This window comes from Ruegeria sp. AB5 (assembly GCF_056542645.1).
Map to the genome: position 1 here is coordinate 22,440 of NZ_JBQGAE010000004.1, position 19,479 is coordinate 41,918.

General features: G+C 57.6%; 18 protein-coding genes. 7 read left to right on the plus strand and 11 right to left on the minus strand.

Annotated features, from left to right (window positions below):
• Positions 1–103 precede the first annotated feature (103 nt).
• Positions 104–991, minus strand: coding sequence for a LysR family transcriptional regulator (locus ACR0L4_RS09325; RefSeq protein ID WP_480512414.1), 888 nt, complete (start codon positions 989–991; stop codon positions 104–106).
• A gap of 110 nt (positions 992–1,101) precedes the next feature.
• Here ACR0L4_RS09325 and ACR0L4_RS09330 point away from each other — a divergent pair, with 110 nt between their 5' ends.
• The 5 genes from ACR0L4_RS09330 (at position 1,102) to ACR0L4_RS09350 (ending at position 6,455) form a co-directional block, all read left to right on the plus strand.
• A complete protein-coding gene (locus ACR0L4_RS09330; RefSeq protein WP_480512416.1) occupies positions 1,102–2,259 on the plus strand; it encodes an ABC transporter ATP-binding protein in 1,158 nt (385 codons plus the stop codon).
• Position 2,260: 1 nt separating this feature from the next.
• Positions 2,261–3,244: a carbohydrate ABC transporter permease gene (locus tag ACR0L4_RS09335; RefSeq protein WP_480512418.1), complete on the plus strand. Its 984-nt coding sequence runs from the start codon at positions 2,261–2,263 to the stop codon at positions 3,242–3,244.
• Positions 3,241–4,203, plus strand: a complete 963-nt coding sequence (locus ACR0L4_RS09340) for a carbohydrate ABC transporter permease (RefSeq protein WP_480512420.1) — start codon at positions 3,241–3,243, stop codon at positions 4,201–4,203. Before ACR0L4_RS09335 ends, ACR0L4_RS09340 begins: the two co-directional genes overlap by 4 nt.
• A gap of 110 nt (positions 4,204–4,313) precedes the next feature.
• Entirely contained in the window at positions 4,314–5,561 is a 1,248-nt protein-coding gene (locus ACR0L4_RS09345) for an ABC transporter substrate-binding protein (protein WP_480512422.1), read from the plus strand.
• Positions 5,562–5,624: 63 nt separating this feature from the next.
• Positions 5,625–6,455 (plus strand): metallophosphoesterase, encoded by an 831-nt coding sequence (locus ACR0L4_RS09350; RefSeq protein WP_480512424.1) that lies wholly within the window; start codon positions 5,625–5,627, stop codon positions 6,453–6,455.
• 82 nt (positions 6,456–6,537) lie between these two features.
• Here the strand turns inward: ACR0L4_RS09350 and ACR0L4_RS09355 are convergent, their stop codons facing one another.
• The 10 genes from ACR0L4_RS09355 to ACR0L4_RS09400 all read right to left on the minus strand — a co-directional run bounded on the left by ACR0L4_RS09355 (position 6,538) and on the right by ACR0L4_RS09400 (position 17,953).
• A complete protein-coding gene (locus ACR0L4_RS09355; protein ID WP_480512426.1) occupies positions 6,538–7,959 on the minus strand; it encodes an AMP-binding protein in 1,422 nt (473 codons plus the stop codon).
• Positions 7,952–8,797 carry a hypothetical protein gene (locus ACR0L4_RS09360; RefSeq protein WP_480512428.1) on the minus strand — a complete coding sequence of 282 codons (846 nt, stop codon included), beginning with the start codon at positions 8,795–8,797 and terminating at the stop codon, positions 7,952–7,954. Before ACR0L4_RS09360 ends, ACR0L4_RS09355 begins: the two co-directional genes overlap by 8 nt.
• Positions 8,794–10,125 carry a hypothetical protein gene (locus tag ACR0L4_RS09365; RefSeq protein ID WP_480512430.1) on the minus strand — a complete coding sequence of 444 codons (1,332 nt, stop codon included), beginning with the start codon at positions 10,123–10,125 and terminating at the stop codon, positions 8,794–8,796. The genes ACR0L4_RS09360 and ACR0L4_RS09365 overlap by 4 nt, the downstream gene beginning before the upstream one ends.
• Positions 10,122–11,222, minus strand: coding sequence for a BtaA family protein (locus ACR0L4_RS09370; RefSeq protein WP_480512432.1), 1,101 nt, complete (start codon positions 11,220–11,222; stop codon positions 10,122–10,124). Before ACR0L4_RS09370 ends, ACR0L4_RS09365 begins: the two co-directional genes overlap by 4 nt.
• Positions 11,215–13,671: a PEP/pyruvate-binding domain-containing protein gene (locus ACR0L4_RS09375; RefSeq protein ID WP_480512434.1), complete on the minus strand. Its 2,457-nt coding sequence runs from the start codon at positions 13,669–13,671 to the stop codon at positions 11,215–11,217. Before ACR0L4_RS09375 ends, ACR0L4_RS09370 begins: the two co-directional genes overlap by 8 nt.
• Positions 13,668–14,579 (minus strand): UbiA family prenyltransferase, encoded by a 912-nt coding sequence (locus ACR0L4_RS09380; RefSeq protein WP_480512436.1) that lies wholly within the window; start codon positions 14,577–14,579, stop codon positions 13,668–13,670. Before ACR0L4_RS09380 ends, ACR0L4_RS09375 begins: the two co-directional genes overlap by 4 nt.
• Positions 14,576–15,814, minus strand: coding sequence for a hydroxymethylglutaryl-CoA reductase (locus ACR0L4_RS09385; RefSeq protein ID WP_480512437.1), 1,239 nt, complete (start codon positions 15,812–15,814; stop codon positions 14,576–14,578). Before ACR0L4_RS09385 ends, ACR0L4_RS09380 begins: the two co-directional genes overlap by 4 nt.
• A 252-nt stretch (positions 15,815–16,066) precedes the next feature.
• Positions 16,067–17,128, minus strand: coding sequence for a YeeE/YedE family protein (locus ACR0L4_RS09390; protein WP_480512439.1), 1,062 nt, complete (start codon positions 17,126–17,128; stop codon positions 16,067–16,069).
• A 41-nt stretch (positions 17,129–17,169) separates the two neighbouring features.
• Positions 17,170–17,478 carry a metalloregulator ArsR/SmtB family transcription factor gene (locus tag ACR0L4_RS09395; protein ID WP_170750676.1) on the minus strand — a complete coding sequence of 103 codons (309 nt, stop codon included), beginning with the start codon at positions 17,476–17,478 and terminating at the stop codon, positions 17,170–17,172.
• Positions 17,479–17,578: 100 nt separating this feature from the next.
• Complete coding sequence (locus ACR0L4_RS09400) at positions 17,579–17,953, minus strand: thioredoxin domain-containing protein (RefSeq protein ID WP_170750311.1); 375 nt, start codon at positions 17,951–17,953, stop codon at positions 17,579–17,581.
• A gap of 80 nt (positions 17,954–18,033) precedes the next feature.
• On the opposite strand from ACR0L4_RS09400, the gene ACR0L4_RS09405 reads away from it, so the two are divergent.
• Positions 18,034–18,774 (plus strand): cytochrome c biogenesis CcdA family protein, encoded by a 741-nt coding sequence (locus tag ACR0L4_RS09405; RefSeq protein WP_480512441.1) that lies wholly within the window; start codon positions 18,034–18,036, stop codon positions 18,772–18,774.
• A gap of 14 nt (positions 18,775–18,788) precedes the next feature.
• Positions 18,789–19,367 (plus strand): thioredoxin family protein, encoded by a 579-nt coding sequence (locus ACR0L4_RS09410; RefSeq protein ID WP_480512443.1) that lies wholly within the window; start codon positions 18,789–18,791, stop codon positions 19,365–19,367.
• The last annotated feature ends 112 nt before the right edge of the window (positions 19,368–19,479 follow it).

Below are 19,479 nucleotides of genomic sequence, written 5' to 3' on the forward strand. Positions count from 1 at the left end.
GACGGCCTCCGGCTCCTTGGGCTGAACCAATAGAAGCGCATATCAAGATTTCCGGCAAAGTATTAGCTGTGGTTATACGCAAAAGTGCCGCGAGGCACGGAGCTTATCTGTCTGGATCGCGAAAGTCCGAGGATGAGGCGGTTTCGATGAAAGCTTTCACCAGCCGCAGTTTCGCCCTGTCCTTCGGCGCCACAACCGCCGTTTCAAACTGCTGTGAAAGTTCGGCAACCGGAACTTCGACCAGACCTTTTGATATCAATCCGCTCTGACCCAGGAAGATTGCAATCCCGGCCCCTTGCAACACTGCCTCACACATCAATGGAAATGTGGTCATCTTTATCGTGCGATGAAAGCGGATGCCGCTTGCAAGTTGCGCCTCGCGCACGACACGTTCTGTAAGAGATCCGTTTTCCGGCAGGATGATGGTTTCTCCCAACAGGTCCCGAAAACTCAGGGTGTCGCGTTTGGCGAGCGCAGAATTTGGCAGCAGGTAGGCCACATACCGGTTTTTTTGAACCAGTACGCGCTCCCAGTCATCCGAGCGTGGCGGGTCCGCGATCAAACCAACATCCGCACGGCGTTCACGCAAAAGATTGGTCGCGGTTGTCCACCCATAAAGGGCAAAGTCGATTTCCACTTCGGGATAGGCTTGCCGGAACAGACTGATCGCTCTGAGTGCGGGAAGCGGAGCGTTGGCGATGATCTTAAGGTGGCCGCGCGCCATGGCCTCGAACCCTTCGAGCCGCTCACTTAATTCGGTGTCCAAGGCGACCAGACGGTCGGCCAGATCGTAGAACTCCTGACCGGTTCGGGTGAGGGACACACCATCTCGGCTGCGTACCAGCAACTGCGAACCCACCTGCCTTTCCAGCCTGCTGACATGCTGGGTCACGGCTGACTGTGTCACCCCCAGCCGTGCGGCAGCAGCCGAAAAGCTGCCCTCTCGAACGACATAGGCAAAGGCTACGAACTGGTGGTGGTTGGGGCGCATGTCTGACCTCCGTCTTTGCAAGGCCATAACCTCCATTAGTCTCACTAATATGACGTCATAAAAATGAAGGCTCAGCTGCTTAGACCACCCGTGTCAGACGGGGGAATCAGATGGCAGGGCTGAGTATCGAGAATGTAACCAAACAATTTGGCGACACCGAAGTGCTCAAAGGTGTGTCACTGGACATCGCTGATGGTGAGTTCGTCTCTTTGGTCGGGCCGTCTGGCTGCGGCAAGTCCACGCTGTTGCGGATCATTGCCGGCCTTGAAGAGCAGAGTTCGGGAGGGATACGAATTGGGGGAAATCCCGTTGAAAGCCAAAGAGCGGCAGACCGCAACCTGTCGATGGTGTTTCAGTCCTATGCGCTTTATCCGCACCTGAGCGTCGGTGAGAACATTGCCGTGCCGCTCAAGATGCGTCGGATGAACGGGTTGCAGCGGCTGCCGCTTGTCGGCGGCCTCGTGCCCGGCACGCGCGCCGTGGCCAGCGGCATTGGTCGGGACGTCACCCATGCGGCGGAAATGCTCGAGATCGGGCACCTTCTGGACCGCAAGCCAGGGCAGCTTTCTGGCGGACAACGTCAGCGGGTGGCACTGGGGCGGGCACTTGTCCGGGAACCTGCCGCGTTTTTGCTGGACGAACCGCTCTCCAATCTCGACGCGAAACTGAGGGTCCAAACCCGGGCCGAGATCGCCCAGCTGCATCGTCGTCTTGCGGCTACCTTTGTCTACGTTACCCACGATCAGGTTGAGGCGATGACGATGTCGGACCGGATCGCGGTGATGATGGGCGGGCGCATCCTGCAATGTGCGCCGCCTGATGTGGTTTATGAAGATCCCGACCGGATTGAGGTTGCCGAGTTCATCGGCTCTCCGAAAATCAATATCCTCCCGCTTGAGATCGCAGCTGACGGTCGGCTGAGCCTGCTTGATCACGCCCTGGATTTGGCGGTGGTCGACCAGAGCAGAGGTGTCGCCTCGCTTGGGCTCAGGCCAGAAGCGCTTCGGCTTACAAGTGGGGACAGCCCCATTCGAGGCCGTGTTGTTCACAGCGAAAACCTTGGCTCTGAGCTGTTCGTTCAAATCGAAGTGGCTGGGCTGGAAGAGTGTGTGACGCTGCGCGCACTGCCCGAGCAACGCAAGGCTTTGGCGCTGGGAACACCTGTTGCCTTGGCCTTTGAAACGGACAAGGCACTGGTGTTCGACGCCGATGGCGCGCGCCAGCGCCGGGTGCGTCATCTCAATACCGCAACGTCCGAGGTGGCCTGAGATGTCTGCCGTCGAGCCATCCCTGACGGACATCCCGTCGCAGCCGCCCTCAAACCAGACAACCAATGAGCGTCGCACGGCATGGGTTTTGACTGCACCCGCCTTGTTTTTGATGGTGATTGTCCTGCTGGCACCGGTCGCTATCGCAGGGCTTTTGTCCTTCACCAATTATTCGCTTGGAAACAGCGGCTTCGATTGGGTTGGTACCAGCAACTACGAAAGACTGTTCACGCGGTCGACCTATGAAAAAATGTTTCTGGCCACATTGACCTATGTGGTGACCGTGGTGCCAATGTCGGTGGGCCTGGGGTTGGGGGCGGCGTTGCTGATCAACTCGTTGGGTCGTTTCCGCGAACTCTACAAGACGATCTACTTCCTGCCGGTGATGGCGACGCTTCTGGCGATGGCCATTGCCTGGGAATTCATGCTGCACCCGTCGATCGGCATGGTGAACCGCACTCTTGAGACGGGGTGCGGCACGTTTCTGGAACAGATTTGGCCTTTCTTGGCCAAGGGTTGCGCTGATCGGTTTCCGGTCTGGCTGGGCGACAAACGCTATGCGATCTGGGTGATCTGCTTCATCGGTATATGGCAGGGGTTCGGCTTCAACATGGTGTTGTACCTGGCCGGCCTGACCAGTGTGCATCGGGAGCTGTATCATGCCGCTGAAATGGACGGCGCAAAGTCAGCGTGGGAGCGGTTTCGGCTGGTGACATGGCCCGCACTTGGCCCGACCACGGTCTTTGTTGTCACCATCACCTGCATCCGCGCTTTCCAGGTCTTTGACACGATCGAAGCCTTCTGGCCGCAGGGAGGGGGGCCGAACAAGTCCACCTATGTGATGATGTTCGCCATTTTCGAGAAAGGCATCCAGCAGAATCTGATCGGGATCGGCTCGGCCATCACCATGTTGTTCCTTCTCTTTGTCATGTTCCTCACCCTGATGCAGCGCTGGCTGGTCGAGCGAAAGGTCCACTACAAATGACCCGTGATTGGTGGAAACACCTGATTCTGATCCTTGGCGTGATCGTCGTGATTGCACCGTTCTATTTGATGGTCAGCTATTCGTTCAAATCCCCGGGCGAGATTGACCGGGGCGAGGGCGGATTCTTCGGACGTCAGGACATGATGGTGGACGAGCGCTGCGTCAAGCTGCGCGACCCCAGCCGCGATGACATCGTTGACGCGGCAGGCCGGTTCCCGGGGCATAGTGACGACGCGATCCGCGACGCGTTGGTTGCAGAGGCCGTGGCCGACTGTTCCACGCGACCTGTCATTTTCAACTATACCAAGGCTTTCACCGAAGCGCCGCTGCTGCGTTACCTGCTCAACGGGGTGATCGTGACGGCATCGATCTTCCTGATCCAGGTCGTGGTTGCGTTGCCCGCAGCTTATGCCCTGGCCAAGCTGAAGTTTTGGGGCCGTGAAGCAGTATTCGGGCTGGTCCTGTTCTGCCTGTTGATCCCGGTCCACGCCATTGCACTGCCTCTCTACATCATGCTAGCCAAGCTCGGGCTGACCAATACCTACGCGGCGCTAGTCGTCCCCTGGACAATTTCGGTCTTTGGCATCTTTCTGATGCGCCAGTTTTTCATGACCGTGCCTGATGATCTTATTGATGCCGCACGTATGGACGGTATGGGAGAATTTGCCATCGTCTGGCGCGTCATGCTGCCGACTGCGATCCCAGCGCTTCTGGCCTTTGCGATCTTTTCCTTCGTGGCCCACTGGAACGACTATTTCTGGCCCCGTATCGTGGTGACCGGCAATCGTGATCTGTTCACGCCGCCCCTGGGTCTGCGGGAATTCAAGGGCGACGGTGACGGGTCGTTCTTTGGCCCGATGATGGCCACCGCCACCGTAATCGTCACTCCGCTGATCGTTGCCTTCTTGCTGGCGCAGAAACGCTTCATCGACGGGATCACCTTGAATGGAATGAAATGAGTTTCGGGTGCGGGCTGACCCGCACCCTCCCGAAATCCCGCCAGGGATCAACCCGGAGCGTGCATCGCCAAACACAAACGCTCCACGTCAGGAACGAGAGGAAGATTTCCATGAAAACCACCCTGTCTGCAATGGCTTTGGCACTGACCGCCACCGCCGTGATGGCCGAAGACACCGTGACCATCGAATTCGCCTATCCCTACAGCCATCTGTTCGACGTCACCTATGAAGCCATGATGCCCGCCTTCAAGGAAGCGCATCCGAACATCGAAGTGAAATTCCGTGCCACGTACGAATCCTACGAGGATGGCACCAATACGATCCTGCGCGAAGCGGTTTCCGGCAACCTGCCAGACGTCACCATGCAGGGCCTGAACCGACAGCAGATCCTGGTGGAAAAGGGTATCGCCAAGTCGCTTGAACCCTTCATCGCCAAAGAAGCGGACTTCACCAAGGACGGCTACCACGATGCGATGCTGTCGCTGTCGACCTTTGACGGCAATGTTCACGGTCTGCCATTCTCGGTCTCGCTGCCGGTCGGATACTATAACATGGACATATTGAAAGAGGCCGGTGTCGAAACGCTGCCCACCACCTGGGACGAGGTGATCGGCATGTGCGAAACCATGAAGGCCAATGGTGTCGATAACCCGATCTTCTGGGGCTGGAACGTCACCGGCAACTGGTTTGTGCAGGCCCTGATGTGGTCGCAGGACAAGGCGATTGTCGAAGGTGGCAGGGTCACTCTGGACAGTCCTGAGGCATTGGCTGCAATGGAGCAGATGCAAGAGATCTTCACCAAATGCGAGATGCAGAACCTCGAGTGGAAAGCGGCCTTGTCGTCCTTTTCGGCGGGTGAGATTGGTATGATGTTCTGGTCAACATCGGCTTTGGGCGCGGTCGAGCGTTCGCAGGGTGATTTTGAACTGAAAACCGGCCCGTTCCCCGGCATGGGCGAAACGCCCAAGGGTCTGCCCGCGGGGGGCAACGCTGCCATGCTGACATCGGCCTCGGATGATCCCAAGGTGCAAGAAGCCGCGTGGACGTGGTTGAAGTTCATCACCAGCGGCGAAGGGGCTGCCGAAGTGGCCAAGACCACCGGTTACATGCCGCCGAACAAGGCCGCAAACGAAGTGATCCTGGCGGATTTCTACGAGCAGAACCCCAACAAGCAGACCGCCGTGGACCAGCTGCCGCTGCTGCGCGACTGGCTGGCCTATCCGGGCGACAATGGTCTGGCGATCACCCAGGTGATCTATGACAGCATCGAGCGCATTGTCACCGGCGATGCCACCGACATGAAAGAGCTGCAGCAGGAACTGGTCGAAGAAGTCAGCGACCTGCTGCCCAACGGCTAAATCCTACTTCCGGCTGCGTGTCGATTGGCGCGTGGCCGGTTTTCTTTCGGGCAGAGTACGAACATGAAAATCATCCATATTTCAGACATTCACCTGACAGTTCCCGGCGAAGAAATGGGCGGGCTGGATCCCCATGCCCGGTTCGCGCGTGCATTGGCCCATGTGTCGGAAAACCATGCCGACGCCGCGCGGATCATCATCACCGGCGACCTGGCCCATTGGGGTGAACATGCGGCGTACGACGCACTGCAAAAAGCCACCTGCGATGTTTCCATCCCCGTGCGCCTGATGATTGGCAACCATGACGATCGGGCGGCCTTCAGGTCTGTCTTCACGGATCATCCCGTGGACGAAAACGGCTTCGTAAACCACGCTGAGACGGTTGACGGCGTGCGTTTCATCTATCTCGACAGCGTAGGCGAACGAACCCATGCCGGGCATTTCTGTGCCGCCCGGCGCGCCTGGCTGCGGGCAGAGTTGAACAGCTGCGCGCGCGCGCGCATCTTCCTGCATCACAATCCAATGCTGGTTGGGTTGCCCGCGGAAGACAGGATCGCATTGGTTCAGGAAGACCGAGGCCCATTCCGGAACCTGATGAGGGAACATGTCGCCAAAATCGACTATATACATTTCGGACATGTCCACGCGCCGATCCACGGGCGCCTCGCAGGTGTACCCTTTGCCAGTGTGCCTTCGACCGGCAACCAGTCGATCCCGGACCTAAGCGAAACCCACTTGCTGAAAGGCGCTCCGATGGACCCGGCCTATTTTGTGCTGCTGATCGACGGGCAAGATACCACGATCCATCAGATTCCCTTTGCCTGGGACGGCCCGGTCCTGACAGCCGGCACCGGATGGGAGGATTGGGCCAAACCGGTAGAGGCGGCAGAATAGTGATCGATCCACAGAACGGCATCTGCCAAAGACGATTGGACGTCGTCGGATGCAGACCCGCGGGCCTTTGATCCGTAAGGCGTCAGGAGCCCGTGATACGTTCAAGTTTCGCCCGGTCGACCTTGGATGCGTGGCGTTTGTCTATGGGGATTTTCTGAACTGCAATCACATTGTGAACGCCAAAGCCACGCGCAGATGTCCGCCAAGCTTCGACATGATCGGGGCTTCCTTGAACACAAAGCGCCGGGCCTTTCTTCGTGTTGACAAGCGCACACCGATCAACTCCCTGCCATTGTTGCGCCGCGACTTCGATCGAAAATGGGAAAAGCACACCTGAAGCAACTTGAATTTCGGACCCCACGCGCCCCCACAACCACAAACGACCAGTGTCATCCAGCGTGCCAGCATCGCCCGTTCGATGCCATGTGATGTGGTTTTCCGTGATCTTGTTTTCCTTTGAATGGGCCGGGTCAAGGTACCCGTCATTGACATGGGCCCCAGCGACCTGAATCTCGTTGTCGCAAATTCGGACCGAAATTTCGGGCACCGGGTATCCGACAAGAAGACCCCGACCAAGCGCCATCTGTCTGTGATCCTGTTCCGAGATGTGCCGTGCATCGAGATGCGCAATCGGTTCAGCCTCGGTCGATCCATAAACACACACGACTGAAAGCCCGTGCTGGTTGTGCAGGGCCTCGACAAGATTTGGGAACACCGGACCGCCGCCTGTAAATACCGTATGCAACTGGCCGGTGTCGACCGATTGGTTCAGTTTCTCGCACAGTGACGGTGGTATGAGCGCACGGGTGATCCGTTGTGCCCCAATCCAGCGTTCCAACTGAAGGGGCGAGAGACGGTCAAGCTTGCTGAGCCTCCAATTTGGCAGAATACTTGTGCGCCCGGCCGCCAGATTGATCAATGTGAAGACCGGAAAGGCCACCAGATCGCGCTCTGCCTTGTCGCTGTCGAGCAGGGGCGAGATCGCATCGTGCTGCGCCATCAGAAATGCATGAGAGCGTGGAATGGCTTTTGGCTGTCCTGTCGTCCCGGACGTAAAAGAGATAAGCGCGATATCATCCGACCGAATACTGTGCGATGGCGGTTCGCTGCGGCCTTTTCCTGGCGCAAGCAGGGGGAGGGCCCAAAGCTCGGGGACCAGAAGTTTCAGCAGGCAAAACGCGCCTGTGGCACAGAACGCCTTTGGCTTTGTGGTCCGGGCGGCGTGGCGCAGACCGGCCAGCCCCATCGCCGGTTCCGGCAGAACCACAGTTGCTCCAAGGGACCATAGGGCCGCCAGGCTTGCATAGAGATCTGCGTTGACCGGCATGGCCAACAGCACGCGATCTCCGGGTCTGATACCCTTGTTCTTCCATCGACCTGCCAAGTATTGAACACGCGATTGCAGGTCCTGAAAGCTGATCTGGTGGCCTTTGCCATCCACTATGGCGGTTCTGTCCGGGAACCGTTCAACTGCGGCAGCAAAATGGGCGAGCAGATCAGCCATTCAGCTTGTACCCAAGCAGAGAGTAGCGCCTGAATATCGTCGCCCCTTCTGCCGCACTGCGGTTGGCAGAAGTGTTGTCATCGTGAATGAGGGCATGGATGGCGCTGTCGTAACCCAACGTGTACGCGGCCTTGTGAAACCTGTGGGCCAGATGCCGCCCGGCCCCCGGTTCGAGACTTGCGTAGGTTTTGAGGATCGCAGAAGTGGGGTTGGGGCCTTCGGCATAGTTTGGAATGCCAAACAGAAACCCGGCCAATGTCCCATCGGGGCGGCGCGCAAAAAGGATCAGTTCGCGCTTCATCATGGGTACAACCGGCATGTACATGGCCAGAAAATCCGCCTCGGAAATCGGCTTGTAGAATGCGTTGTTGGAAAAGGCGCGGGTCGAAAGGGCGAACACCTGACGGAACAGGGCTTCGGGGTCCGTACCGTCCCACTCTTCCACCACAAGGCCATCGGTTTCAGGTGGGGCTGACCCGGCAGCTTCCTGCAGTGTCACGCGGGCCGAGAAGTACCGGCTGATTTCCGTAAATCCTGCTGTCCGAAACACATCAAGTTCATGAGGTTGGTTGTTTGGCTCCATCAAGAACGGAGCGGACCCGTCGCTGAACGAGACAAATCGATAGCTGTGCCAGGTATCGCCAGACATCGGACCTATGATACGGTCGATACCCGCGTTCCGGACCCGCTCTATCCCTTTGTCCAGAATTTCGGCACCCGCCTCGGAAGAAGTGCAGGAAAAATCACCGAAGGTTGCAGCGGGGACGCCGTTCCAGTCGGGACCTTCCAAATAAACCGTCAGCCGCGCATCAGCTGTTTTGATCGTCTCTTTGCTCATGAAGCAACTCCGGCGAAGAACCCTGAATCGACCGACCCCAAGACAGCCCAGCCATAGTAAATCAGCGGTGGGACAAGGGCCAGGACAGTCAACCTCAGCACCCGGTCCTTTCCGAACCAGTCCGGCCGGACCAATGGTACGGCAGTCGAACATAGAAGGGACATCAGGGCGACCGCTGTCAGCGGTTCCGCCCAGCGGGATGTATCCGGGTTTAGCGCAACGACCAAATGCCGGATCGCAAAAAGTGCAATGGCCACGGCCAGAATTGCAGGGATCTTGCCCTGCAACGCCAGGACACTGAACCCCATGGCAAGCCCCATTGCAGAGAGTCCGTAGAACGACACCGCATTCCATCCGGTGGCGTTGCCTAGAGCCAGCCATCCGAAACTGAACAGTCCCACCGAAGCGACGATATCGAGATCCGGGAATTTGGCGTCACAAGGGTTCAGGACGCGCGCCCAAAGATGCGTGGTCAGCACCAAGATCGGCAAGACCGCATTCTGAAGCGCGGTGACCGACAACAGAAGAAAAGCTGTGATGACATAGACCCGGGTGGCATGTTTGGTAAGTCCCAACCTTGTGCCGAGCGTGCTGAAACCTGCAATTGCAGCCAGAAACACAACAGCGATAGTCGCCAGTTCGACCAGCGAGCTATCGGCATGTACGCTCAGAAAAATCAGCAGCCCAAGGGGCAGGAACAGATTGTCAAAGCCGCGCCAGCTTTGTGCCTCGACCAGGGTTCCGAAGGCCGCGACCATAACGCAAAGCATCACGGTGTTTGCCGGTGGCAGGTCTGACATGAACAGAAAACAGATGATTGCGATCAACAAGGTAATCACGAAGAATACCACGGACCCTTCAACGCTTTTTTCTCCGTCTTCCACCATGAAACGGCGTGTTCCATAAGTGGTTCCGGCCAGGGCCGCGGCCGCATCCGCCAGCGTCAGGACAGCAATTGGCAGTATGTAAATCAACGAGTTTTCCCCCGCCAACAGAAAGCAAAGTCCAACGGACAGGGCGAGCAGAAAGTCACCGTAGGACGTGCGCTCGACCCCGTGCAGGGTTGCGCCAAGTCCTTTTGAAAACCGCGGCAAACGCAAAATCAGCATCACAAGCATCGTGGCCGCAATCAGCATGTAGACCGGCCATCGGTCAGGAAAGAGCCAGGGTAAAAGCAACGCAAACAGGCCCGTGCTGACATGCATCAGCTTTCGCTGTACTTCGGCATTCAGACCCGCAGCCTTGGCCATATGGCGGATGATCACCATTAAACCCAGCAATGCCAACACAGACCCAACGGCCAGAATGATCTGTAGAAGGACGGTCAAGCCCGCACCTCTTCGACAACAAAATCCGAGTAGAAGAATGCCATGTCGCGGGCTTTCAGCCGGGTTTCGATGTCGGTCAGGAGTGCCACCTTGTCCCTGTACTGTGGCGGGACGCGCCGAGGGGCCATCATGTTCCAGTAGACCAACCGGGCGCTTGGCTCGGCGGCCGTCAGCGCTGTGCCGTACACCTCCCGGAACGTATCGGGTGACATGTATTCAAAGATGTCGGACAGGTTGAAGCCGCTGGCTTTTTCTCCGGTCGACACAAACGCCTCCAGCGACCCAAGGCGAATGTCCAGACGATCCAGTCGGGACCGGATCGTCTCATAGTGCTCGGGCCGCCATGCCATAGGCAGCGCATCGCCGTGTGTCCCCTTCAGAATCCAATGCAGATAGGGGTTTTGCGATGGATCGGTGTCCACACCGGCATGACGGATACGGCGTGCCACATGTTGGGCCGGGCTGCCCTCGACATGGTCGAAAAACGCTTGGTCCCGTCCCATGCGTCCCATGACGAAGCGGGAGAAGAAGGTGTTCAGCAAAAGGCGCCAACGGAACGTGTTGAACCGCGTGTCGAAAAACGCTTGCCGGTCTTGTGGGGTGCGGGGAACGAACACGTCATTGATGGTGCGCCGAGAATGCACCAGCGGCAGCAACCATGTTCGAAAGATGCGGAAATAGCGTTCGAACTTGCCGACGCCACCGATGCCATATCGTTCAACCATCGGTGCCAGCGTCTGCCAAAAAGCGCGGGTGTCGGAATCCGTAGCTTCCAAAACACGGCCCAGCAGTTCGATCCGCCGTTTGCTTGGGCGAGATCCCGTGAGTTCGATGAACTCGGAATGCGAAAGTGCCGTGTAGGCCCCGATCCTGAGCTTGAGGCAGGCGATCTGTGCGGGCGACAGGTCCAGCACGACGACACGTGCGGGATCAAGCGTCAGCATGGCCAGCGCGTTGTCTCCTGCCGAACAGATGGACACCAATGTCTTGCCCGCGCAATCTCCCAAGGCGGTCGTCAGGACGTCTGCGTCCTCCCACAACTGGGCATATCGAATGTGATCGAAATCCGCCTTCTTCTCGATTTCGCTGCTATGCATCGCACCGTTCCACTGCGCCGCTTGCCCCGTCAACCGAAAGCATCTCGCCGTCTTCGATCCACTGTGTCGCCCCTTTCAGGCCAACCACGCAAGGAATTCCCAACTCGCGCGCAACAATGGCCGAGTGTGACAACAGCGACCCGCGTTCGACAACGATGGCTGACGCGTTTGAGAACACGGCAATCCAGCCCGGATCGGTGTGACGGGCCACCAGGATATCCCCGGAACTCAAGGCTTCGGTGCGGGGATCGCGGATCACACGCGCTGGTGCCGTGACCTGACCTGCGGAACAGCCCGTGCCGTGCTTGGTCTGCGTTGCATCTGCCTGAACATCAGCGTTTTCCGACCAGATCGGCGCGATGGCGGGGCCGCGAATTTCGATACGTTCTGGCGGGTCCGGGCGTCTGGACGAAGCGTCGTCTTCCTGCTTGCGCCGCGTGACGATACCTTTGAGATCAGGCGACAGGCTAAAGCCTTCAACCGCTCCGAGAACCTCGTGCGTGGTCAGGAAAAACACGTCCCTAGGCGTTTCAAGAATGTCGCGCGCGGCGAATTCCCGGCCTATCCCCAAAAACACGCGCCGCGCATAGCCAAAGATGCGCGTGCGCTCAAAGCGCAGGTTCTCGCGGTCGCGTACGCGCGCCTTGGTCCAGCCCAAAATCCACTTGGCCAACTGCCGCTTGATCGGGTTCGCCGGAAACAACGCTTTCCAATCCGGTTCCACACCGTCCTGACGCGTGTTGGTCGGGCGTTCGGCGCTGGCAGCGACGGCCAACAACAGGCTGGACGGGTCATCGCGCAGCGGAATGCTCTCCAGTTTGAGCTCTTCCGTGCACCGGTCTCCGAACTTCTCGAGATATGCGTCGACCTCGGCCTCGATTTGCAGGTGTCCAGACAGAACTGACATATGCGCTTTGGCTTTCAATCCTTCAGCAAGACCAGCCTGCCGTACCAGCGCGCCCATCCGGGCGATGCGTTGCGCCGGTTCGGCGGAAATGATGTCGCCTTGTCCGATCATGAGATCATTGTGCAGGGTCAACCCGTCCTCACCCAGCCACTTTTGCAGCAGATTCCGCGAGCCGCCAAATGCGATCATGCACAGAAAATCATTGATCAACGGCGCGTCCCAACGATCCAACAGGGTGCTTTCGATGCGGCGATATTCGGCGGTCAGTTCAGATGCATTCGAGGCTTCGACATCCAACCCGGCCCGCAATACGCTGTTGAGCCGCTGGTAGAAGTCACGCCGGGTCCGCGGCAGACGGATGGCCTGCCAAATCAGGCCAACCGCGACTTTGGCCAGTTTTGCGTACTCTGCGACCTTGCGCCAGCCGACAGTGGGGGCAGGGGCAAGCGCATCCGTGATCTCACGGGGCATCGGCTCAGAGACACCCATCATCGTTTCCATGTAGTCACGGTTCAGCGAGAATCCCGGCAACAGGGCCAGGGCGCGATACCAGTTGATCAGATTGTAGTAGGCGCGACCGTCCACACGTCCGAGCAGATTGTCGAATACGGTCGGGTTCTGAGAAACCGTATGTTGGGACACGCCTAACAGCCTGACGAATGCCCTGTAAACCTGGGCATAGACGTGTAGGGCAAAGGAATAGGTCAGCGGGCTGACAATGCCCGGATAGCTTTCGACGATATTGGAATTGTCAAAGATGGTGAGCGTCTTGTCGTCAACAGCCGCAGGGCGCAGGGCCGTGGTGATTGGCCGGGCCTGCAGAATGTGAAGCCCCTGCGCGTCAATGGCCCATTCTATGTCCTGCGGTGACCCAAACAGAGTCTCGGCCTTTCGGGCAAGGGCTGCAATGGATTGCGCCTCAGCCAATGTCAGATGTGCGGGGGTATCTGGTGCACTTTCCGGCGCACCATCCATTCCAACAATCCAATCCTCTCCATCTGCTTCGCCTGATACAAGTCGTTCTGCAAGCCCATCAATGGCCGAGATCACAACAACGTTCCGGCGACCGCTGACAGGATCGGCGGAAAAGGCGACGCCCGCAGCTTTCGCATCGATCATGCGCTGTACGATGATCGCAGGCGCTTCGGCCCCGCCTCCCGATTTGACCGCGCGATAGATTTCGACGGTATCAGAGAAACCGGATTGCCAAACCTGCTTGGCCGCCTTGATCACATCGCGGCCCGACACATTGAGGACCGTATCGTATTGTCCCGCGTGGCTGTGTTCCACGCCATCTTCGCTGCGGCCGGAACTGCGAACGGCGTAGGGCCCCGACCCGAGTGTCTCAAGCGCTGTGGCAACGGCGGGCCGCAGGCCCTTTTGAGCCGTTGGCCCAGTGTGCCCGATGCGAAACGCGCCATTGGTGATGACAAAAAATGCTGGTGGCGCAAAGCCATGCTGGGCAAGATACGACAGCGCCGCCGCTTTGCCTCCGACGACGGAAACATCTTCGGCTTCGGTTTGGGGGACAATGAACGTCATGCGCGGGCTCCGATCAGAAACGGCAGGAAACCCGCTGTGGCATAGCAGAAAAACACCCAAAGGCCTGCAACGGTGTCCATTCTCGCTTGGGCTTTTGCTGTGGGCGATTGAATGTAGAAGTATGCGGAAACCCCGCATGGACCCAAGGCCAGTGCTCCGATCACGGCGCTTTGCCAGCCAACCCCGGTTGCAACGCCTGTGCCGACAAGTAACGCATAGGATAGCAGAACACAGCCGATCCAGACGCGCCCCGCCTGACGAGGGCCCCAAAGGCCCGAATAGGTGTCGACCCCCGTGATTTCGTTTTCGGGGGCCCACAATTTGCGACCGATCTCAAGGACGCAACCATTTACAAAAGACAGGGCCAGAAACAACCACAAGGAGGATGCAGCGCCGCCCGCCGGCATCCACTCGATCCCGGTCAGCAGCAGATCAATCAGGGGCATGATCGCCATATGAGTCAGCAAGTACAGAACCGGTCGTGCCTTCAGCCAGGCGGGAACGCCGAATTCGATGGTCAACGCTGCAAGCCAGATCCAGACACCCCCCAACAGCCACAAAACCGATGGATCCCAAATCCAGGCGGCGGCCAGAGCCACGGGAATGGTCAAAAGGCCAAGGCGCAAAATCTCTCTCTCAGAGACCAGACCGCGCGGAATTGGTCTGTCGGGTCGATAGAGCCGGTCGTCTTCGGCGTCCTTGAACTCATCACAGACGCGCATCTGGAAGAACAGCGCCATGGCAAGCACAAATCCTGCGGCAAAGGCTGGCCATTCGGGCAACGGTCGGTCCGCCAGACGCGCGGACACGCAGATACTGGCAGCTGAAAACACAAGCAGCAGCGGGACGGTTTTTTTCAGTGGAAATCGCTCGGATTGATAAATCCAGAATCGGTTCTGAAAACTCATCTTTGCCGGGCCAGACTTTCATGGGCGCGGGTAAAATGACCCGCTGCAATCGCCGCAACGATGGAAATCTCACCACACAGGCAGGTGGCGGCGGCCACTTCGGCCAAAGCCGTGCCGCACCCGGTGCCCCGGAGGCCAAGTATGTTCAGCGCAGCAGTCTGACTTGGCAAACCGGTGCCGCCGCCGACTGATCCAACCAGAATGTTGGGAAGCGTCACCGAGCAGAACAGGTCGTCACCTCGTGGTTCCATCCTTGTGACGCCCATCGCGCTTTCAGCCACGCATGCCGCATCTTGACCGGTGGCGATGTAAAAGGCCGCCAGCCCATTGGCATAATGCGCCTGTGCGCCGAACTGGCCCGACAGATGCGCCCCCAGGTTGGCAACGCGCCCATAGGCCAGCATCTCCTCGACCGTTGTGCCCAGTGTCTTTTCGACAATGTCGGCAGGAAGCGTGACTGAGGCGCTGACCTTGCGCCCGCGCCCTGTTACAAGGCCAAGCGCCGAGGCCTTCTTGTCGCCCGAGAAATTGCCTTCGATATACCAGTTCTCGATCGGGACAGGGCAATTGTCTGCAATCGCGTGACACATTGCATCGGTGGCGATGGTCACCATGTTCTGACCCGCCGCATCGCCCGTTGTATAACGGCAAATCAGGAAGACGACGTTGGTGTCTATGAAAGGCTCCAACGATACAAGCTGGCCATGACGGGTGGTCGATTCAGCTGCGGATTTGAGCATGTCGACATGCGTCACCACCCAATCGACAAACTGCCCGGCCAATAGCAGACTTTCGAATACAAAAGCCGGGGTCCGCAACACGCCTTCGTAAAGCACGGCAGTGCTGATCCCACCTGACCGGGTGGCGGCATATGCACCCCGGGCGTAAGAGGCGACAAGCGCGGCCTCGGTCGTGGCAAGCGGAACATGAAAATCCCCGTTTGCATTCATTCCGTTCAGGCGCAGGGGGCCTATGACCCCAACGGGCAGCTTAACTGTCCCGATGAAGTTCTCGATATTGGCGCCGTAGGTTTCAGCAGCTTCAACAGATGTCGGATCTGCGATCTGTGCTTGATCCGCAGGACTGGCCGTGGGTTTCAACTTGTCCCAGAAACGCGCGACCACCTCTTTCGAAGGCTTGCGGGACGGGCGCAATGTTGAAAACTCGGCATCATTTGGAGCCATCTGGCGCGGTATCTGATCGGCGTCAAATCGTGCCTTTATGCGTTGAAGCATTTCCCGAACGTGAAACGGAATTACCAAAATGCGCTCCAATAGGTTTTTCGAAAAGAAGTGATGCGCTCACAAACCGATGCGTGAGCAAATTATCAATAGGTAGACTGATATCCAGCACAAATTTCTTCCGTCAAATATGCGGTTGAAAAAGGTCTCGGATTTGTCGCAGATGATTTGTCGATCTGCGCATCAGGCCGAACTTCGGGTTTAACACCCACGCACGCAACGGTCCTGCGGACATGCACTCGTAACTTAGCGCTCAGGAATGAAGGACAATCCTGATACGAGCTGCCTTAGACCAAGCGCAGCCCCGGCAAAGATTGCCGCAAATGTTACAGGTGCGCTGTACGCCAACAGTGAGAAAGCAGATATACCTTGTCCGACGCTGCACCCGACCGCGATGATGGCTCCCGGACCCATGATCGCGGCCCCCAGCATTTGACGCTTGAGCTCGCGTGGATCTTCGCATGCTTCCCATCGGAAATGACCTTTGGACCATGATCCAAGGAATGCTCCGATAAGAACACCCGCAACGGACCCGACTGCAAATGAAAGCGTGGTGCCGGATGCGGTCATCAGGTAGAACATCGTGTCTCCGAGAGGCGCGGCAAAGGTGTGAGTTTGCACCGGCTCTCCGTCAAATCCGTGCGTTGCGACCCAACTTGTACCAAGCCAGCCCGAAACGATCGCCAATCCAACCGCGCCGCCCCAGAACACCTGAGATTGCGTACGGCGAAAGCGTTCATTTGCCAAAGCGAAAATCACCAAAACGACGCCGACGAGTGAGCCCACGAGCCATGCCGGAACTGCGGTCAGCCTTTCGGCCAGAAAGCTGATACCCTGAGGCTCGCTCAGATCCATTTGCACCGGGAAAACCCACACTCTTAGATAGGCCAGCGGGCCGGACATCACGACATATGCGGACAGGCCCAGAATCAAAACGATCACGAAGGATCGAAGGTCGCCACCGCCCAGCCGGGCCAATGCGCCATACCCACAGTTCCCGCTGATGGCCATGCCGTATCCAAACATGAGGCCCCCCACGATCGATCCAAGCGGATTCCACGTCTGGGCCAGGTAGTTTGACCCGATTGGATCAAGCCACCCAAGCGCCATAGCTGTGTGACTGCCGATGATCGCAACGCCGATTGCAATGGCCCACATGCGCAGCCTGCGGTCGTCATCGGCGTACAGGTAGTCCTCGATCGCGCCCAAGGTACAGAAACGGCCGATGCGCGCAGCCAAGCCCAACACGATGCCGCCGATCAGGCCAATCAGGGCAACTGTATTGGCGTCTCCCAGAAATTCGAACATGGCCAGTCTCCTCCCAAAGCTGGCGGTGTTGTCAGGGCCTTCTATTTCTCCCGACAGAAAAGATCGTAGACGACTTCGAGGATCTGCGTCGACCGGTCATCCGCCAGCCTGTAATAGATCGTTTTCCCCTCGCGTCGTGTTTTGACCAGCCCCTCAAACCGCAGTCGGGACAATTGTTGAGATACAGCCGCCTGCCGGGCAGACAGCATCTCCTCCATCTGCGTGACCGACTTTTCCCCAGACGACAGATAACACAAAATCATCAGACGTCCCTCATGGCTGATGGCCTTCAGAAAGCTTGATGCCGTCTGAGCGTTTTCCATCATTTTGTCCATGTCTTCGGCGCACATGTCCTTGGAGAACACAGGCAGTTTCGAAGATTTGTCCAACAAGATCGCCTCGCTTTCATAGCTTCACGAATTCAAAACAGTTTATGTGGCTTGGCGCCGTTTATCCAGAGCTCTCGATCGGTACCCCTGCGTCACGGAGCAAAACGCCCAAAATCCCCCAGAAAAAATCCTCACCCGGATAGCCTTCGATCCGACCGACCTCTCTGCCATTGTCCAGCAAAACAAAAGTGGGCGTGTAGTAGAGAGGCCTTTCCAAAGCGATGTCATTCGGCATCGCCGTGTGGATATCGACACGCTGAAGCGGCGCGGCCTGTCCTTCGGGCGTCATTGGATAAATAGCCGAGATTTCGGAATCCCAGCGGGCGCACCACATGCACCCCTCTTCCTCTGCCATCAAAAGCGTCATTTCGGCACGCAATGACACCGGCGCAACAAGCATGGCAACTGCCAGCAAAAGTAGAAACAGGTGGCGCATTTCAAGCTCCGATTGACCGCAGCGGCATATCTTTATTATTTTGAATGTGTGAATAATAGCGCGTCAGGACAGGTTTGACCATGCTCGACATTACATTTGCAGGCGCATTGATTGCGGGTCTGTTGTCCTTTCTCTCTCCGTGCATTCTGCCGATTGTGCCGTTTTATCTCAGCTATCTGGCAGGCGTCGGGATGGAGCAGATTTCGTCAGGTTCCGCCATTTCCGCTGACGTCCGCCGAAGGGCGACGTTTTTTGCAATCGCATTTGCAGCAGGGATCATAACCATCTTCATGGCTCTCGGCGCGACGGCCTCGATATTTGGGCAGCTTGTGCGAGATTATTTCGACGTTCTGCGCTGGATCGCAGCCGCCATCATCATTGCGATGGGCCTTCATTTCCTGGGTCTTATTCGCATTGGGTTCCTGTATCGTCAGTTTCGTGCCGACGTCGGTGAGACATCAAATGTCAGCCTGATCGGGGCCTATGTTCTTGGCCTGGCCTTTGCCTTTGGCTGGACGCCCTGCGTCGGGCCGGTGCTTGCCGCGATTCTGTTCACGGCAGCGGGAACCGAGACAGCATGGCGCGGGGCGGTGCTGTTGTTCGTCTACGGGGTTGGCATGACCGCCCCGTTTGTTTTGGCGGCGTTTTTGGTCCGCCCCTTCATGCGCTGGATGGCACGGTTCAGAAAACACTTGGGACTGATCGAAAAAGCAATGGGCGGTCTGCTGATTCTCTTCGGCGTGCTCATCGCAACCAACTCCATCAATCACATCGCGCAATGGATGCTGGACCATATTCCCTGGTTCGCGGTCATTGGCTAATTCGGGAGGAAGCTATGAAACGAGTATTGTCGATCTTGATTGCATGTCTGCTGGGCGGGGCAGTTGCTGCTGCTGAACTTGGCGACGACGGCCTGCACAAAACTCCGTGGATGCGGGACACGTTCAAAGACCTCCGCGAGGACCTTGAAGAGGCGTCGAGCGAAGGCAAGCGGTTGGTTTTGTTCATTGAACAACAAGGCTGCATCTATTGCCAGAAAATTCATGAAGAAGTTTTCCCTCAGCCCGACTTGTCGGCGTATATCGAGGACAACTTCTTTGTCGTCCAACTGGATCTGCACGGAAGCACCACGGCCACTGATTTTGACGGGCAGGAAGCCGAACAAAGGACGCTGATGCGCAAATGGGGGATTCTGTTCACTCCGACGCTTGTCTTTCTACCGGAAGACGTCCCGGAAGGCGCAACAGCCATCGAGGCCGCAGTTGCCGTGATGCCGGGCGCCTTTGGCAAAGGAACAACCTTGGACCTGTTCACGTGGGTCGACGAGAAACGTTACGCGCTTGATAACGGTGAAGATTTTCAAAGGTATCACGCGCGGCGCATTCAAGAGAGAAACAATGTTTCACAAGACTGACAGCGTGCATCACAAATAAAAAAATTCAATAAGATGAATTTAATGTTGCGATACGCTGCCCTCGTCGACTACGGTACACAAAAGCTTTAGGTCGCAAAGCGCCAATGGCGCG

Coding starts and splice junctions, on each gene's coding strand:
- ACR0L4_RS09325 (WP_480512414.1), bottom strand. CDS start 991: ATGCGCCCCAACCACCACCAGTTCGTAGCCTTTGCCTATGTCGTTCGA.
- ACR0L4_RS09330 (WP_480512416.1), top strand. CDS start 1,102: ATGGCAGGGCTGAGTATCGAGAATGTAACCAAACAATTTGGCGACACC.
- ACR0L4_RS09335 (WP_480512418.1), top strand. CDS start 2,261: ATGTCTGCCGTCGAGCCATCCCTGACGGACATCCCGTCGCAGCCGCCC.
- ACR0L4_RS09340 (WP_480512420.1), top strand. CDS start 3,241: ATGACCCGTGATTGGTGGAAACACCTGATTCTGATCCTTGGCGTGATC.
- ACR0L4_RS09345 (WP_480512422.1), top strand. CDS start 4,314: ATGAAAACCACCCTGTCTGCAATGGCTTTGGCACTGACCGCCACCGCC.
- ACR0L4_RS09350 (WP_480512424.1), top strand. CDS start 5,625: ATGAAAATCATCCATATTTCAGACATTCACCTGACAGTTCCCGGCGAA.
- ACR0L4_RS09355 (WP_480512426.1), bottom strand. CDS start 7,959: ATGGCTGATCTGCTCGCCCATTTTGCTGCCGCAGTTGAACGGTTCCCG.
- ACR0L4_RS09360 (WP_480512428.1), bottom strand. CDS start 8,797: ATGAGCAAAGAGACGATCAAAACAGCTGATGCGCGGCTGACGGTTTAT.
- ACR0L4_RS09370 (WP_480512432.1), bottom strand. CDS start 11,222: ATGCATAGCAGCGAAATCGAGAAGAAGGCGGATTTCGATCACATTCGA.
- ACR0L4_RS09375 (WP_480512434.1), bottom strand. CDS start 13,671: ATGACGTTCATTGTCCCCCAAACCGAAGCCGAAGATGTTTCCGTCGTC.
- ACR0L4_RS09380 (WP_480512436.1), bottom strand. CDS start 14,579: ATGAGTTTTCAGAACCGATTCTGGATTTATCAATCCGAGCGATTTCCA.
- ACR0L4_RS09385 (WP_480512437.1), bottom strand. CDS start 15,814: ATGCTTCAACGCATAAAGGCACGATTTGACGCCGATCAGATACCGCGC.
- ACR0L4_RS09390 (WP_480512439.1), bottom strand. CDS start 17,128: ATGTTCGAATTTCTGGGAGACGCCAATACAGTTGCCCTGATTGGCCTG.
- ACR0L4_RS09395 (WP_170750676.1), bottom strand. CDS start 17,478: ATGTGCGCCGAAGACATGGACAAAATGATGGAAAACGCTCAGACGGCA.
- ACR0L4_RS09400 (WP_170750311.1), bottom strand. CDS start 17,953: ATGCGCCACCTGTTTCTACTTTTGCTGGCAGTTGCCATGCTTGTTGCG.
- ACR0L4_RS09405 (WP_480512441.1), top strand. CDS start 18,034: ATGCTCGACATTACATTTGCAGGCGCATTGATTGCGGGTCTGTTGTCC.
- ACR0L4_RS09410 (WP_480512443.1), top strand. CDS start 18,789: ATGAAACGAGTATTGTCGATCTTGATTGCATGTCTGCTGGGCGGGGCA.